Raw genomic sequence first — 15,143 nt, 5'->3', positions numbered from 1 at the left:
AGCGTGTTGAATTGTTTAAAACACTGAATTATTTAAAACATAGTTTCCATGCAACGGCGGATATGCGGGATAGAACCGACCGGATTGGGCGTATATTTGCTGAGTTTGGCCAGGGTTAACAGGGCCTTGTCAGCCTTTTGTTGCAGGCAATAGACTTCAGTCAGGTTGCTCAGTGGAATCGCCGGATTCTCTTGCGCCAACAGCACGGCTTTTTCCAGCAAGAGTTCTGCATCTTCAAACTGGCCCTGGCTGACTAACAAGGTGCCCAGGTCATTGTAGGGCTCCCAGCAGCAACTTTCTTTTTTAATCAGCTCCAGCATGACTTGTGTCGATAATTTCATATCGCCTTCGGCGGCCAGCTTTTCGGCGTAGTGATAGGTATTGCGGTCAATTTCTACCTGAGATTTGATGGCTGGCGTAGGTAATTCTGTCACACCTGACAGTGCGGCGAGAATATTATCTGCAATCAAGGTCGCGCTTTGGCCCAGGTGGGCAAACTGATGTTGTTTGTTCTCGGTGATTTGCTGTTGATAGACGGCGGCGTTTTGCAGCACGTCTTCAACCGTACGGCGCAAGTCGGCTTTGACGGTTTTAATCACATAGTCATAAGGCACACTGGCCGGGCGCGGCGGGTTAGTATCCGGAATCAACCAGTCGGTGACGGCAATGCCAGGCACATCCAGCAACAAGGCTTCTGTCAGCACGCTGGATTCATCTGACACCATGACGTCGGCCAAACCCAGGCAATACATGATGCTGATTTCGCGATCGACCACATACACGTTGTCAGCGCAGTTACGATGCAGGGCATCCATTTCGTCAATATTATTCAGCACCCAGCGGTATTTGTCTGACCAGGGCGCCTGTTTCAGCAGCAGGTTGACCGGTAAGTCTTTTAGCGCTTGGACAAACTCATCCTGTTTGCCATGGTTTTCCCATGATGGCGCATAGAGGATGGAGTGTTCATATTTCAGGCCCAGTTGTTCGCGCAGCTTTTGTGCTTCCTGCTTGAAGGTTTCCTGGTTGCGGTAGACCAGGTCGGCTTTGGGCCAACCCAGGTCAAACATGCCCAGTTTGGGCTGCGCCTGTTTGAAATTGGCTTGCGTTTGCCAGCGCTCAACCCAAGCTGGGCCTGGTATAACGCCGATATCAAAGGCTGACCATGGCTCGTGATGCCAGAAGTGCGGCCAGATATCATGGCGCTGCGCCAGGTCATGCAGCAAAATCACTGAAAATCCGGCATTCGGTTTGCAGGCATGTTCGCAATACACACCGACCTCGGCATATTGCTTGGAATTGGTACTCCATTGAATGGCATAGCCTCTGCTGGCAATTTCATCGGCAACCGGTGCCAATGCCTGGCGCTCGCAGTTGTCGGTATAAAAGAAAGTGAACACGGGCTGGTGTGAGTTGGTTGTCGTCATGATGGTCTATCCATGCAAGCGTTTGGTGAAAATAACACTGAAACGGTATTGGCTTTGTGCGTAATTGGGCACGCAGCTTTCAAATACCTGCTGTGGTTTTTCCGGCAATTGCTGGCTAAACCACTCAGGGGTGTAATAAGTGTGGTGCAAGCCACGGTATTTTTCTTCATATTCGGCAATCGTCAGCGCATCGCGGCGTGCGTGCTCGCAGGCTTCGCGGGTGGCTGCATGCGGAATATCGAGGATTGCTATGCCAACCTTGGCTTTTTGCCACATGGCCTGGAGCACTTCGGCGGCCATGGCTTCATCAAAATAATGAAAGACGCTGTTGGCAATCACAAAGTCATATTGGGGGTCAGTGGCCATGGTTTGTGCAGCTTGCGCCTGGAAGTCGCCATCAGGCATGGCTTGTTGTGCGGCTTCAATGAGCCCCGCAGCGTAATCCAGGCCGCCCACAGTCAGGGTATGTTGCTGACGCAAGGCATATAAAAACGCGCCGGCGCCACAACCGACTTCAAATACAGAATCTCCAGACTTTAGTCCTAGTTTGTCACTGATGCGGCGGGTATATTCCTGCCAGTCTGCTGGGTTGATTTTGCCTGCACCACTGTCAAAACCATCCAGGGCAATCAAGGTATCCAGTGTGATGGCATGCTGCGGTTGCAGCGTGCGCTTTTCCCAAATCTGTTGCCAAAGGTTACTCATGTGTTTGCTTCCATTTTTTGACTGACGGCTTTTAATACACGGGCACGCAATTGAGTGCTGCTGATGCCTTCGGTGCGCGGCAGGATATGTAATTTGTCTGCGGCAATCGGATTGCTGTTATCGTGGCCATGCACCAATAGGTCAATCTGGTGCAGGGTTAAAAAGGCCTCGTCTAGCAGCCAAGGGCTGGGCACCACTTCGTCTACATCACGCAAGGCCAGCAGCACTTCGGCGCGTGCGGCATAATCGAGCTCAGGCTCATAGCCTTTTTTGGCACGAATTTCTTCATCTGTAGTCAAGGCCACCACCACATGGCCTAATTGCCTGGCGGCTTTTAACAGGCGCACGTGGCCGTGATGAATCAGCGTGGCGGACATATCGACCATAATGCGCTTTTGTGGCTGCGTCATGGCTGTAGCTCCAGTAAATCAAGAATGGCGCCGCGTGCCGTGCTGCCCAGGTGTGCTTCGCCCAGGTGGCAAACGACACTGCCACGGCTGATGCCGCGTGGTTGATACAGTACAGCACGTGCATGCTGGCTACTGACCTTGGCGTCAACCCAGGTACATAGTACTGGTTGGTAGTTCACCGGATGAGTCGCGTAAGCAGCAATCTTTTTCAGCATCTGTGCCTTGTTGATAAACACCGCTTCACGCAAGTCATCATGCTTGGGCAATACTTCATATAAAGAAGCGATGGCATGGTAAGGGCCCGTCATGCGGCGTTCCAGATGCGTGGTCAGATTCAGGTAAAACGAATCGACTGCGTGTCTGGGCGATTGGTGGAAAGCAATAAAAGAGGCGCCGGTCAGGCCAAACAAGCCTTTGCAGGAGCTATAGGCAATCACATCGGCCAGGCCATGGTCATTTTCCAGTCCGATAGAAGCGGTGGCATCCAGCATCAGCTGTGCACCGACACGGTCAGCCAGCGCACGCAAGTCTGCAATCGGTAGCAATAAACCGGCACTGGTTTCGGTATAGCAGGCGACGACCCAGTCATAGTGGCCAGTCACGTTTGCCAATTGTTGCCAGTCGCAGACGGTGACTAATGACACCTCACCAGCATTACGTTGAGCCATTTGTGCGAAGCTGACCAGGCGTTGTGCGTAATAACCGCTGTCTATCACCAACACCTTGCCGTATAGAAAGTTCAGGCTGGCAATTTCCAGTGCCAGGCTGGCAGAGCCTTGTAGCCGTGCAATATGGGCATGGCCAGTCATGGTCTTGAGGGCGCTTAAGACCACATCTTCGACTTGGCTGTAATCCTGGTCACCGCGTCCAAAGCATGGTCGCAGGCCAAGCAGGTTTTCTTCCAGTAAACTGGCCGGGCCAGCGGTAAACAATACCTTGTGTTGGTTTTGCGTGGCGACATGGGCGTGTATGGTGGTGTCAGGCATATTCCACCTCGGTTAAAAACTGCATAAAATCCTGTTTGTTTTGTGCCGGGGTACGCGTCGGCCGACCCAGGTCAGCCCGTGCGCCTTTGCGGCACAGTACTTCAATAAAGCTGCTTTTGCCGCTGGCTAAGGCTTGTTGCAACACTGTGTTTAATGATTCTGCGCCAGACACACTGTAGACCTGTGCATAGCCGGCAGCACTGGCAATGTCTGAGAGTGTGAGTTGCGCGGCAACGGTTGGCTGGCCACCCACAGAGTCGTGCGCGCCATTATTCAACACAATATGCAGCAGATTGGATTGCTGGGCACTGATGGTCAGGCTGCCCATATGCATCAGCATGGCACCATCACCGTCAATACAGATCACTTGCCGGTCTGACTGTGCCAGTGCAATGCCGCAGGCAATTTGTGAGGCGTGGCCCATGCCACCCACGGTCAGAAAATCGCGGCCATGTCCGGCCTGTTGCGCTTTGCGCAGCTCAAACAGTTCACGTGAGGCCATGCCGGTGGTGGCCACCACGGCAGCCTCTTGTGGCAACGCTGACACAATCTGTCCAATCATGTGCTCACGGCTTTCCAGCACGGGCAACTTATCTGCCATGGCAGAGGCGGGGGCTGCTGTTGTTTTCACTGGCTTATACGGCGCAAAGCTTTGTTTGCGCACCACCAGTGCGACGGGGCCCTGACGTGTCATCGCCTGCTGCAACAATGTTCGCATTTGCGCATGGGCGCTGTCTATATCATCAGCCATCACCTGGTAAGGCAAGCCCAGAACGTCGAGTTGTGATAGGGTGATTTGGCCTTGTTTGACATGCTGCGGTTCATCATGGATCTGTTCGCCATGCGCATTCAGCTCTCCGCGCCAGCCAATGACCAATAACATAGGAATGCCATACACCTGTGGATCCGCCAGTGACGCAATCGGATTCACCACATTGCCCAGGCCGGAGTTTTGCATATAGACCAGCGCCGGTTGATGGCTTGCCAGGTAGTGGCCAATGGCCAAACCAATCGCACCACCTTCATTGGCGGCAATCACATGCTGGCTGGTAGCCAGGGCGTCTGAAAAGCAGGCACACAGTTCTTTGAGTAGGGAGTCGGGCACGCCAGCAAAAAACTGCACCTGTTCGTTTTGCAAGGCGTTTAAAAAATCCTCGGCATGTATCATCAGAATACTCCGCTTATCTGGTTACGGTTATTTAGTGCCTGGAATCAGTTCCAGCACATCGTTAATCGACATCAGGCTGGCTTCGATTTCTGCGGTCCTGCCATTTTTGAGGATTTCCATGGCGGCATTCTGCATGGCCGGATAGGCAGCACGCATCATATGGTTGGCATAAATCACCAGGTTAAAGCCGTGTGCGGCCAGTTCTTCCTCAGTCACTTTGTTGTAACTGGTGGGGACGCAGACCAGCGGAATGGTCGGAAATTCGGATTTAAAGATTTTGGCAAACTCAAACACTTCGTCCGGTGCTTTCTGGCGGCTGTGAATCATGATGCCATCGACGCCCGCGCCTACGTAAGCTTGTGCGCGTTTAACTGCATCGGCAATGCCTTTTTCCAGGATCAGGCTTTCGATACGCGCAATCACCATAAAGTCATCACTCACACGTGCAGCACGGCCTGCCATGATTTTTTCGCAGAAGGGCTCAATCTCATCCTGCAACTGCGGCACTTCGTTACCAAATAAGGAATTCTTTTTTAAACCAATTTTGTCTTCAATAATGGTGGCGGAAATACCCAGGCGTTCCATGCTGCGCACATTGAGCTCAAAGTGCTCCAGTTTGCCGCCGGTATCGGCATCCATAATTAAAGGTTTGGTGGTGACATCAAAGATGTCATTAATATTAGACAGGCGGCTGTTGATTTCAACCGCTTCAATATCTGGTTTGCCGCGGGCAGTGGAGTCGGTCAATGAACTGGACCAGAAACCGTCGAACTGGCAAGTTTTGCCATTACGTTGCGCCGTCACATGTTCGGCAATGAGGGCAGAGATCGGATTATGCGCCTCAATAAAACGTGAAATCGGTTTGACGGTGAGTAACCTTTTCAGGGTACGGCGACGGATATCCGGCGTGGTACCCAGGGCCTGGATCTGGCCGAGCATTTCATTCGAAGACACGCCACGTGTATAAGGAATCTCGATCAGGTGGCCGCCATACTCGGCCAATGCGGCACGTGCACGGTCACGGTAGGGCACCAGCGGGCCTTCCAGCCAGTCGTCGCCATGCACCATGATGTCTGGTTTGTATTTAAGCAGGTTGGGCGCATAGTCCCATTCTTCTTGCGGCACCACATTGACCACACCGCGAATATTCTCGACGATCTGTTTGCGTTGCTCATACGTCAGGTAGGGCAGGCGTTTATGGTCTGCGACCGCTGCGTCTGATAACAGGCCGATGGTGACGTCGCCGTACTTTCTGGCCTGCTCAATAATATTGATATGGCCATGGTGCAGAATGTCTACGGTCATACCTACATAAACGGATGCCATGCAAAACTCCTTCGTAGTCTTTTGGATACCTTATATAAGGTATGCGAATTGGATAGCCTGATTATCGTTGGCAATGCCTAAGAATGATTTGCAGATAAACGCGGAAAACCGGCCTTATATCTTGTGTGATACAGCGGTCATGGACAGGGTCTGAAAGCGGTGTGCTTTAAAAGCAGAATTAAGACAGATTCTCTATTTAGCTCGGTTAATGGTCACGACGCATCTTTTTATAAAATAGATTGGTATAAACAATTTTGTGCAGTTCTTGATAGAAGGCTAAAGATTTTGGTGGAGGGGTCGTAAATAGTTTCAAGTGCATGATTGATCGAAAAAAGAAATTTGCAAGAAGTATTAAAGAAATTTCGCAAGCGGTCGATAACACAACTAACAACGCTAGATAGCAAACATTAAGTGGTAAATAGCGATCAACGTTGAAAGTAACATGACGATTTGACACTTAACTGGGTATACGACTCTAAAGGAGATTTAACATGGCTTCAGTAATTAACACCAACTTGGCATCCTTGAATGCACAACGTAACTTAAACGCTTCACAAAGCAGCCTGAATACTTCTATTCAACGCTTGTCTTCTGGTCTGCGTATTAACAGCGCTAAAGATGATGCGGCTGGTATGGCGATTGCAACACGTATGGACTCACAAGTTCGCGGTATGGATGTTGCAACACGTAACGCTAACGATGCGATCTCTTTCCTGCAAACTGCAGAAGGTGGTTTGAGCAGCGCAACTGACTCATTACAACGTATGCGTGAACTGGCTGTACAGGCAGCCAACGGTTCCTACAGCTCTGGTGACCGTGCAAACCTGGATACAGAATTTGCGCAACTGAAAGATGAACTGACTCGTTTGAGCACTGCAACCAAGTTTAACGGTCAGGCAGCTTTCGGTGCTGGTTATAACTTCCAGATTGGTGCTGACAGTGGCGATACCATCAGCGTGGCTTCTGTTTCAGCAGCTTCCCTGTCTGGTTCATTGTCTTCAGCAGATGCTGCATCAGATGCGATTACTGCGATTGACGCACAATTGACTGCTGTAAACACTAGCCGTGCGACATTGGGTGCTTACCAAAACCGTTTTGCTTCAGTAGTAAGCAACTTGGGCGTAGCGTCTGAGAACATGTCTGCTGCCAAGTCACGTATCACTGATGCTGACTTCGCTTCAGAAACAGCCAAGATGACACGTGCACAGATTCTGCAACAAGCTGGTACTGCGATGCTGGCTCAAGCGAACCAGTTGCCTAACCAAGTGATGACATTGCTGAGAGGTTAATACATCACACGGTAACGCTAAATCCACAGGCCTAGACCCTGTGGATTTGGCCTAGGTAAAAGGAGCAACATCATGAGTGACTCATCTATAAATGGTGTAGGTGGCAGTTTGCAGGGTGTACAGGCAGCCAGTAGTTTGAAACTGGTGAAATATGCTGAATCAGCTGCGGATAAAGTGACGGCCGATGTGAATGACAAAGCTGCGATTAGCGGTGCAGTCAAAAAGTTAAATGAGTATGTAGCACCAGCGTTACAAACGATAGAGTTTTCTATCGATGATGACAGCGACCGCATCATTGTGAAAGTGGTGGATACCGAAACACAAAAGGTATTACGCCAAATCCCCAATGAAGAGGTGTTGGCCATCAGTAAAACGCTGGATAAATTACGCGGGCTGGTGGTACGACAGACAGCCTGATATTGCGTTTTAAATAGACGGTTGGGAGATTAAGAAATGACAGCGATTGTATCCTCTACTGGCGCATCTGGCCTGCCTATTGACTCTTTGGTCACTGCGCAGATGCAAGCGGAACAGCAACCCCTGACCGATATTCAAACCAAAATATCGTCTTACAATACCAAGCTGTCAGCGTACAGCACATTGAAAAGCGGCTTAAGCACTTTTCAAACGGCCGTTGATAAACTGGCTACCGCAGCCAAGTTTAATGCGCAAGCCGTCACTGCCAGTGATAGCACCAGTATCAGCGCAACTGCGAATGGCACAGCCGTTCTCGGTAATTACAATGTGACGGTCAGCCAGCTGGCGACTTCACAAAAACTGGCCACTTCGGCTTACAGTAGTGCCACCGACATCGTCGGCACCGGCAAAATCACCATCTCTTTTGGTACTACCGGTACTGCACCTGCTTCATTTACGGCCAACGCAGACAAGTCCGATATCACCATAGATATCACCAGCGGTAACAATACGCTGGCAGGTATCCGTGATGCGATCAATGCAAAAAATGCGTCGGTCTCGGCTTCTATTGTCAATGATGGTACCGGTAATCGCCTGGTGATTACGTCTAAAGACACCGGCGAGGTGAATAGTCTCAAAATATCGGTGGCAGATGATGATGGTAACAATACGGACACTGGTGGGCTGTCTGCATTAGCCTACGATCCCTTGGCCAGCAGCAATAACATGACGCAAATGACGGCGGCGAAGAATGCCTTGCTGACCGTGGATGGCATGAGCATCAGTAAATCCAGCAATACGGTGTCTGATGTGATTCAAGGGGTAACCTTGACGTTGAAGTCGGTCACCTCGGCCAGTAATACGCTGAGTGTCAGCACCGATACCGATGCCATACAGACCGCAGTGCAAAGTTTTGTCGATGCCTATAACGCACTCAATACCAGCATGCGCAACCTCACCAAGTTTGTCTCGGCGGGCTCCAGTTCAAACGGCGCACTGCTGGGAGACTCGACGGCGCGCGATATCATGGTGAAGTTGAAATCCATGTTGTCGGCATCTTCGCCGACGGCCACCACGTTTAAAACGCTGACCGATATTGGGGTCACCATGGGGTCAACGGGTGCATTGACGCTGGACAGTACCAAACTGCAAAAAGCCATCACCACCAATGTGAGTGATGTGGCCAAGTTATTCTCGCCGTCGGCGACGTCTACCGATCCGCAAGTGACTTTTATCAGTAGCAAGGATGACACGGCCTCTGGAACCTATGCGGTGAATATTACGCAACTGGGTGGTAATGGTGTCAATGCGATTGGTACGATTAACGGCGTGACGGCCAATACCACTGGTTCTGTGCTCACTGGCGTGACCGGCAATGGCAGCTATGGACTGCAATTGAACGTCACTGGCACCGCGACTGGCAGTCGTGGTACGGTGACCTTCAGCAAAGGCCTGGCAGGGGAGCTCAGCAGCTTGCTGGACGGCTGGCTGGATAGCGAAGGCGCATTGACCACAAAAACAGATGGTATTTCAAGTTCCATTAAAGATTTGAACAAAAAGGCCGATGATATAAATGCCAAGCTGCCTGCCATTGAAGCACGTTACCGTGCACAGTATGCGAAGCTGGATGCCTTGCTCAGTAGTCTGCAAAGTACCAGCACCAACCTGACCTCACAACTGGCCGCAATTAGCGCCAACAGTTAGTTGAAGCGGTAGATGTCTGTAGCGAGCGGCTGGCAAATTATCGTAAACCATACGCTTTAAAGCAGAATTCAGGAGTCAAAAATGTTCGGGATGAAAAAATTAGGTGTCAATGCTTATGCAAGCGTAGGGTTGGAAACCGGTGTGGTGGATGCCAGCCCATTGAAACTGATCGTCATGCTGTATGACGGCGCAATTTCAGCCTGCATTCATGCCCAGCAAGCAATGGCTCAGCACGATATTGTCAAAAAAGGTGAGTACCTGACCCAAGCAGTGACTATCGTCGATAGCGGCTTACGTGCCTGCCTGGACAAGCGTGCTGGTGGCAACATTGCACAAAATCTGGACCAGCTTTATCAATACATGACACGTACGCTGATGGAAGCCAGCGTGCGTCAGGATGCGAAAAAAGTACAAGAAATTCAACATTTACTGATGGAATTAAAAAGCGCGTGGGAAACACTGGAAAAGTCAGCCATGGCGCGTCCAGTGCAAGCGGATATGTCTTTGGGCCAGATGGTCGCCCAGAAAACAAATGAATTGCAACAGATGGGGCAAGTTAACCGTTTGGCCACTGCCGGAGCCTAAGATGTCACAAGCACTGATTAATACTTACGAATCTGCCGCAAAACTGATGGAGCAGATGCTGATTGCGGCACGCAAGGATGCCTGGGAAAAAGTCACCGAGCTGGAGCAGTCTTATATGCTCAAACTCGAAGTGGTCAAAAGCCTGGAGCAAACTATGCGTCTGGAGTCTCAGGCACTGACACCAGAACTCAATGCCCGTAAACAGGCCTTGGTGCAAAAGATTTTGGCTGATGATGGTGAAATCAGGAATTTGCTCTATCCGGTCATGCACCGCATCACCGATATGATCTTTGATGCGCAATTACATGCGCGCATCCCCCCGGACGTGATATAGATGTTACCGATTCCGCAAGTTCTCTCACAACGTATTATCGCGAGTGAAACAGAGAGCTTGCGTGCAGTTTCTTCGATCATGCCGGTCGAAGGCACGCAGTCTGAAGCCCCTTTATGGGAGCGCATGCGACCTGGCATGCAGTTCACTGGTCTGATTCTGCAAAAAGAAACAGGGGCCGCCAAAACCTCAGAGCTGGCACAGTTCAAGGTTCAAATCCAACTTCCTAACCAAGCACCAACAACGGTACAGATGCAGCTGCCTGCCCACCTGGCACAACAGCAAACCCTGCATATGCAGTTTATGGGTCTGGCGCAACAAGGCGCAGGCAAAGATATCCTGCCGCAAGTGAAATGGGGTGTGCAGCCAGGGAATAGCCAGGCCAACACCGGCACAGCACACTTGACTGAGACCGCCTTGCTGACAGATATGTCACAGTCCGATCATGGCGAGCATCTGCAGGACATGGTAAAAACAGCTGCTGGCCAAGCCAGCCTGGTTGAACTGAGTAGCCCGGCCAAGCATTTGCAACGCTGGCTAAGTTCTTCTGAATTTCAGCAACAAACCACCGCTTTGCAAGCACAAACCGTGGTCAGTCATAGCCCGCAAAAACCACAAGTACTGGCACAAGACCTGAAACATGCGCTGGATAGCTCTGGCCTGTTTTATGAGTCGCACCTGAAAGAAGCGACACTGGGGAGCCGGCCCTGGCACCAGTTATTGCAGGAGCCACAAAACAAACCCGGCCTGGTGCCGCCAGAGATGGTCGCGCAGCAGTTACAAGTGCTGGAACAGCAGCGCGTGGTGTGGCACGGCGAGGTGTGGCCAGGGCAAACCATGCAATGGCAAGTGAATGAGCAGGAGAACTCGGCCCATTCGTCAGACGAGCCGGTGTTGAACAGTTTGCAGAGCGACCTGACCTTGCATTTGCCGCGCCTGGGTGAGGTGTCAGTCAAGATCACCATTGTTAACGGACGTTTCAGCGTACGTGTTGAATCGGAAGATGACAAGGCTTTGAAAGAGATGCAGTCTGGCCGTAGCCAATTGGCGATGAGTTTGCAGTCTGCGGGTTTAAAACTGGAGTCTTTACAGATTAGCCAGGATGACACGGCGCAAGACAGGCGGCAGTATGCAGCAGGATAAACTGTATACGCAGTCTGCTGTCGCCCTGGCTTATGAAGCCGGTGACCTAGCGCCACGCGTGGTTGCCAAAGGCAATGGTTTACTGGCTGAGCGCATTATTGCGCTGGCGAAAGAACATGAGGTGTATGTGCATGAGTCGCAGGCCTTGTTGAGCCTGTTGATGCAGGTAGAACTGGATGCCCATATTCCGCCGCAGTTGTATCAGGCGATCGCCGAGATACTGGCATGGTTATATCAATTAGAGCAGGGTGAAACGCGGGAACCGCCTGCTGTGTAGGCTGTCAATGCAGAATATGCCGCTTTAGACTTGCATGTTCATCATGTCCTGGTAGGCGGTGACCAGTTTATTACGCACCTGCACCGTTGCCTGGAAAGCGATATTGGCTTTCTGGCCAGAAATCATGACATCAGACAGGCTGACATTGTCATTACCCATGGCAAAGTCTTGCCCCAGTTTTTCTGATTGCAGTTGCATATTGTTGACCTGGTCCAGTGAGGCTTTCAATGCATCGCTAAAGCTGACCTGGCTGGTCGGGGCTGCTGCATTGGTTTTCTGCACTGGATTTGCGATAGCCGCGCTACCCAAACCTTCAGGTTTTTGAGCGGCTGCACGCAATTGTGCCAGCATGGACGAGATGCGTTGTGCATCAATACCGCCTGCGTTCATGGTGGGCTCCTTTCATCGTCTGGGCAGATTAAGCCCTTAATTGTCATGGTAGACACTTTAGCATTCTGTGCGACCGGGTGCTTTGTAAAATAGGCAACATTAATCCGTCTTATTTGCCAATTTGAAAATAAACAGTAAGCGCATAATGTGATCCATGTGAGTGTGTCCTTAAAACGCATTCGAGTTCAAAAAGGTGTTTTTGAGTCAGCCAACCCGGATCGGGCGCTCAATTCAGAAAGCCTGCGGTAGTAAACATGGAGGTTCAGATGGCTGCTGACGCTGCCTTACTTACATCAACTGGTGAGTCCAACGGTACACCGAATATGTTTGGTCAACTCGGACAGAAGCTGCTATTGGTCGCAGGCATTGCGGCCGTGGTTGCCGTGATGGTGGTGTTCTGGCTGTGGAGTCAGAAGCCGGATTATCGCGTTTTGTTCTCCAACTTTGCCGACAAAGATGGTGGTGCCATTGTCGCTGAGCTCGACAAGTTAAGTGTCCCTTATCAGTTTGCTGAAGGCGGCAATGCGATTTTGGTCCCTGCTGACCAGGTGCATCAGGTGCGTTTGAAATTAGCCGCACAAGGCTTGCCAAAAGGCGGCAATATCGGTTTCGAATTACTGGAAAACCAGAAGTTTGGTGTGTCGCAGTTTGTTGAGCAAGTCAACTTCCAGCGTGGCCTGGAAGGCGAGCTCGAACGTAGTATCCAGTCCATTTCTGCTGTGCAGGCCGCCCGTATCCATTTAGCCATTCCAAAGCCAAGCGTATTCGTGCGCGAGCAACAATACCCAACGGCTTCCGTGTTATTAAACCTGCATAATGGTCGTCGCCTGGACGGTCAGCAAGTCGCTGCGGTGGTTCATCTGGTCGCCAGTAGCGTGCCTAACTTGTCTGCAGACCATGTGACTGTGGTCGACCAGAACGGTAATTTGTTGTCTGACACGACCAACAAGGTCAAACAAAACGGCCTGGATCCTGAGCAAATGGCTTACGTGGAAAATATGCAGAACAGCATTGCCCGTCGCGTGGAGTCGATTATTACCCCTATTGTTGGTGCCAAAAATGTGCACGCTGAAACCAGTGCAGAGATTGATTTCTCGATGACTGAGCAAGCCAACGAGTCTTACAAGCCAAATACCAAACCTGATGATATGGCGATTCGCAGTGCGCAAAGCCATGAGTCACAAAATGCCAGCGGCAGCAATGGCGCAGTACCTGGTGCTTTGTCTAACCAGCCACCAGGTGAGTCTACTGCACCGATTAATGCCCCGGGTGCGCAGGCGCCGGGCGCAGAAGGTGCTGCCCCAGCCGCGCCACCGGCACCGCCACAAAATACCCAAAAAGATAACACCACCAACTACGAGCTGGATAAAACAGTCAGCTACATCCAGCAAGCTAAAGGCGGTATCAAGCGCCTGCACGTAGCAGTGGTGGTGAATCATATCCCTGTGGTTGATAGCACTGGTAAAACGACTTATCGTGCCTTGAGCAATGCCGAGAAGCAGCAAGTGAGTGACCTCGCCATGCAGGCCATGGGTTTTAACAAAGAGCGTGGTGATACGATTTCTGTCGTCAACACCCCGTTTATTGCCGAAGCACAGGACAAGCTGGTGGAGCCACCATTGTGGAAAGATCCACTGGTGATTGAGTATGGTAAAGATGCCTTGCGTTTTCTGGCAGGGGTGATTGTGTTGATGATGGTTTATAAAAAGCTACTCAAACCAATGGCCAACAAACTGACCGGTGCTGACAAGAAAGAGCAAGCGCTGGCTGCAGGTGCGGCTGCTCTGACCGGCCCTGACGGACTGCCTATTGCAGGCGCCACCGGTGCAGAAGGGGATGATACCTTGGTGACCTTGAGTGGTGATGCGACAGCATTACCGGGTGGTCTGGACCAGACCCTGCAAGCGGCAAAACAGGTAGCGAAAGATAACCCACGTATGGTGGCTAATGTTGTGTCCAGCTGGACCTCCGCGGAGAAGTAGTGCATGAGTGACCAGGGATTAACCAGAAGTGCAATCTTGATGCTGGCGCTCGGTGAAGACGAGGCGGCTGAAGTGATGAAGCATTTGTCACCGAAAGAGGTGCAGCGCCTAGGGATTGTCATGGCGTCGATGAAGCCAGTGCCACGCGAAGAGGTTGAGCAGGTGCTGGAAAAGTTCATGCTGGACTTTGCCAGCAGCAGTGATTTCGGCCTCGATTCGGACAGCTATATCCGCTCGGTGCTGATCAAAGCTTTTGGTGACGACAAAGCCTCCAACTTGCTGAACCGTATTCCGCAATCACAAGATGCGGCGGGCATAGAAAGCCTGAAGTGGATGGATGCCTTTAGTGTGGCGGACTTTATCAAGAACGAACATCCACAGATTATCGCCACCATTTTGTCTCATCTGGAGGCGGAACAGTCCGCAGAAATTTTAGGACATTTTACCGAGCGTTTGCGCCAGGACGTGATTTTGCGTATTGCCACGCTGGACAGTATCAAACCGACTGCGTTGAGAGAGTTGAATGAAGGCATGCTGAAAATGCTGGCCGGTAATGACAACATTAAACGGCAGGCGATCGGTGGCGTCAAAACTGCCGCCGAGATCATGAACTACATTAGTGGCGAACATGAGGCCAAACTGATGGATGGCCTTAAAAGCTACGATGATAATATGGCGCAGCAAATCATGGATCAGATGTTTGTGTTTGACAACATCATGGAGATCGATGACAGAGGCATTCAGGTGCTGCTGCGTGAAGTACAGTCAGACATGCTGATCGTGGCCCTGAAAGGCACCTCAGATGAAATGAAAGAAAAATTCTTCCGCAATATGTCTTCCAGAGCGGCTGACATGATGCGTGAAGACCTGGAAAGCCGTGGGCCAGTCAAGCTGTCAGAGGTTGAAGGCCAGCAGAAACAAATATTGCAAATTATCCGTCGCTTGTCAGATGAAGGCCAGATCATGCTGGCTGGCAAAGGCGACAGTGAGCAATATCTATAAACGC

16 protein-coding genes are annotated in these 15,143 nt (G+C 51.0%); 9 read left to right on the top strand and 7 right to left on the bottom strand.

What is annotated here, in order from left to right:
* Positions 1–32: 32 nt before the first annotated feature.
* The 6 genes from MET42_RS0108870 to aepX are packed head-to-tail and all read right to left on the bottom strand — an operon-like array spanning position 33 to position 6,019.
* Positions 33–1,424, bottom strand: coding sequence for a CDP-glycerol glycerophosphotransferase family protein (locus MET42_RS0108870; RefSeq protein ID WP_019882563.1), 1,392 nt, complete (start codon positions 1,422–1,424; stop codon positions 33–35).
* A 6-nt stretch (positions 1,425–1,430) separates the two neighbouring features.
* Complete coding sequence (locus MET42_RS0108865; RefSeq protein WP_019882562.1) at positions 1,431–2,129, bottom strand: trans-aconitate 2-methyltransferase; 699 nt, start codon at positions 2,127–2,129, stop codon at positions 1,431–1,433.
* The gene (locus MET42_RS0108860) at positions 2,126–2,539 is read right to left on the bottom strand and encodes an adenylyltransferase/cytidyltransferase family protein (RefSeq protein WP_019882561.1); all 414 of its coding nucleotides are present in this window, start codon (positions 2,537–2,539) and stop codon (positions 2,126–2,128) included. The genes MET42_RS0108865 and MET42_RS0108860 overlap by 4 nt, the downstream gene beginning before the upstream one ends.
* Positions 2,536–3,525 carry an aminotransferase class V-fold PLP-dependent enzyme gene (locus MET42_RS0108855; protein WP_019882560.1) on the bottom strand — a complete coding sequence of 330 codons (990 nt, stop codon included), beginning with the start codon at positions 3,523–3,525 and terminating at the stop codon, positions 2,536–2,538. Before MET42_RS0108855 ends, MET42_RS0108860 begins: the two co-directional genes overlap by 4 nt.
* Positions 3,518–4,693 carry a phosphonopyruvate decarboxylase gene (gene aepY, locus MET42_RS0108850; RefSeq protein ID WP_019882559.1) on the bottom strand — a complete coding sequence of 392 codons (1,176 nt, stop codon included), beginning with the start codon at positions 4,691–4,693 and terminating at the stop codon, positions 3,518–3,520. Before aepY ends, MET42_RS0108855 begins: the two co-directional genes overlap by 8 nt.
* Positions 4,694–4,720: 27 nt before the next feature.
* Positions 4,721–6,019 carry a phosphoenolpyruvate mutase gene (gene aepX, locus MET42_RS0108845; RefSeq protein WP_019882558.1) on the bottom strand — a complete coding sequence of 433 codons (1,299 nt, stop codon included), beginning with the start codon at positions 6,017–6,019 and terminating at the stop codon, positions 4,721–4,723.
* Between the two features lie 491 nt (positions 6,020–6,510).
* On the opposite strand from aepX, the gene MET42_RS0108840 reads away from it, so the two are divergent.
* The 7 genes from MET42_RS0108840 to MET42_RS0108805 all read left to right on the top strand — a co-directional run bounded on the left by MET42_RS0108840 (position 6,511) and on the right by MET42_RS0108805 (position 11,765).
* Positions 6,511–7,308, top strand: coding sequence for a flagellin (locus MET42_RS0108840; RefSeq protein ID WP_019882557.1), 798 nt, complete (start codon positions 6,511–6,513; stop codon positions 7,306–7,308).
* A gap of 72 nt (positions 7,309–7,380) precedes the next feature.
* Positions 7,381–7,725, top strand: a complete 345-nt coding sequence (locus tag MET42_RS14380) for a flagellar protein FlaG (protein WP_019882556.1) — start codon at positions 7,381–7,383, stop codon at positions 7,723–7,725.
* 36 nt (positions 7,726–7,761) lie between these two features.
* Positions 7,762–9,429 carry a flagellar filament capping protein FliD gene (gene fliD / locus MET42_RS0108825; protein WP_019882555.1) on the top strand — a complete coding sequence of 556 codons (1,668 nt, stop codon included), beginning with the start codon at positions 7,762–7,764 and terminating at the stop codon, positions 9,427–9,429.
* Positions 9,430–9,510: 81 nt separating this feature from the next.
* A complete protein-coding gene (gene fliS, locus MET42_RS0108820) occupies positions 9,511–10,014 on the top strand; it encodes a flagellar export chaperone FliS (protein WP_019882554.1) in 504 nt (167 codons plus the stop codon).
* 1 nt (position 10,015) lies between these two features.
* Positions 10,016–10,348 (top strand): flagellar protein FliT, encoded by a 333-nt coding sequence (locus MET42_RS0108815; protein ID WP_019882553.1) that lies wholly within the window; start codon positions 10,016–10,018, stop codon positions 10,346–10,348.
* A complete protein-coding gene (locus tag MET42_RS0108810) occupies positions 10,349–11,488 on the top strand; it encodes a flagellar hook-length control protein FliK (RefSeq protein WP_019882552.1) in 1,140 nt (379 codons plus the stop codon).
* A complete protein-coding gene (locus MET42_RS0108805) occupies positions 11,475–11,765 on the top strand; it encodes an EscU/YscU/HrcU family type III secretion system export apparatus switch protein (protein WP_019882551.1) in 291 nt (96 codons plus the stop codon). Before MET42_RS0108810 ends, MET42_RS0108805 begins: the two co-directional genes overlap by 14 nt.
* Positions 11,766–11,789: 24 nt before the next feature.
* Here the strand turns inward: MET42_RS0108805 and fliE are convergent, their stop codons facing one another.
* Positions 11,790–12,155 carry a flagellar hook-basal body complex protein FliE gene (gene fliE, locus MET42_RS0108800; RefSeq protein ID WP_019882550.1) on the bottom strand — a complete coding sequence of 122 codons (366 nt, stop codon included), beginning with the start codon at positions 12,153–12,155 and terminating at the stop codon, positions 11,790–11,792.
* A gap of 266 nt (positions 12,156–12,421) precedes the next feature.
* Here fliE and fliF point away from each other — a divergent pair, with 266 nt between their 5' ends.
* Both fliF and fliG read left to right on the top strand, forming a co-directional pair.
* The gene (fliF, locus tag MET42_RS0108795) at positions 12,422–14,137 is read left to right on the top strand and encodes a flagellar basal-body MS-ring/collar protein FliF (protein WP_019882549.1); all 1,716 of its coding nucleotides are present in this window, start codon (positions 12,422–12,424) and stop codon (positions 14,135–14,137) included.
* 3 nt (positions 14,138–14,140) lie between these two features.
* Positions 14,141–15,139: a flagellar motor switch protein FliG gene (gene fliG / locus MET42_RS0108790; protein WP_024931105.1), complete on the top strand. Its 999-nt coding sequence runs from the start codon at positions 14,141–14,143 to the stop codon at positions 15,137–15,139.
* Positions 15,140–15,143 lie beyond the last annotated feature (4 nt).

It is taken from the genome of Methylophilus sp. 42 (assembly GCF_000384155.1).
Lineage (GTDB): Bacteria > Pseudomonadota > Gammaproteobacteria > Burkholderiales > Methylophilaceae > Methylophilus.
This window is presented reverse-complemented; position numbering and strand designations above follow the sequence as displayed.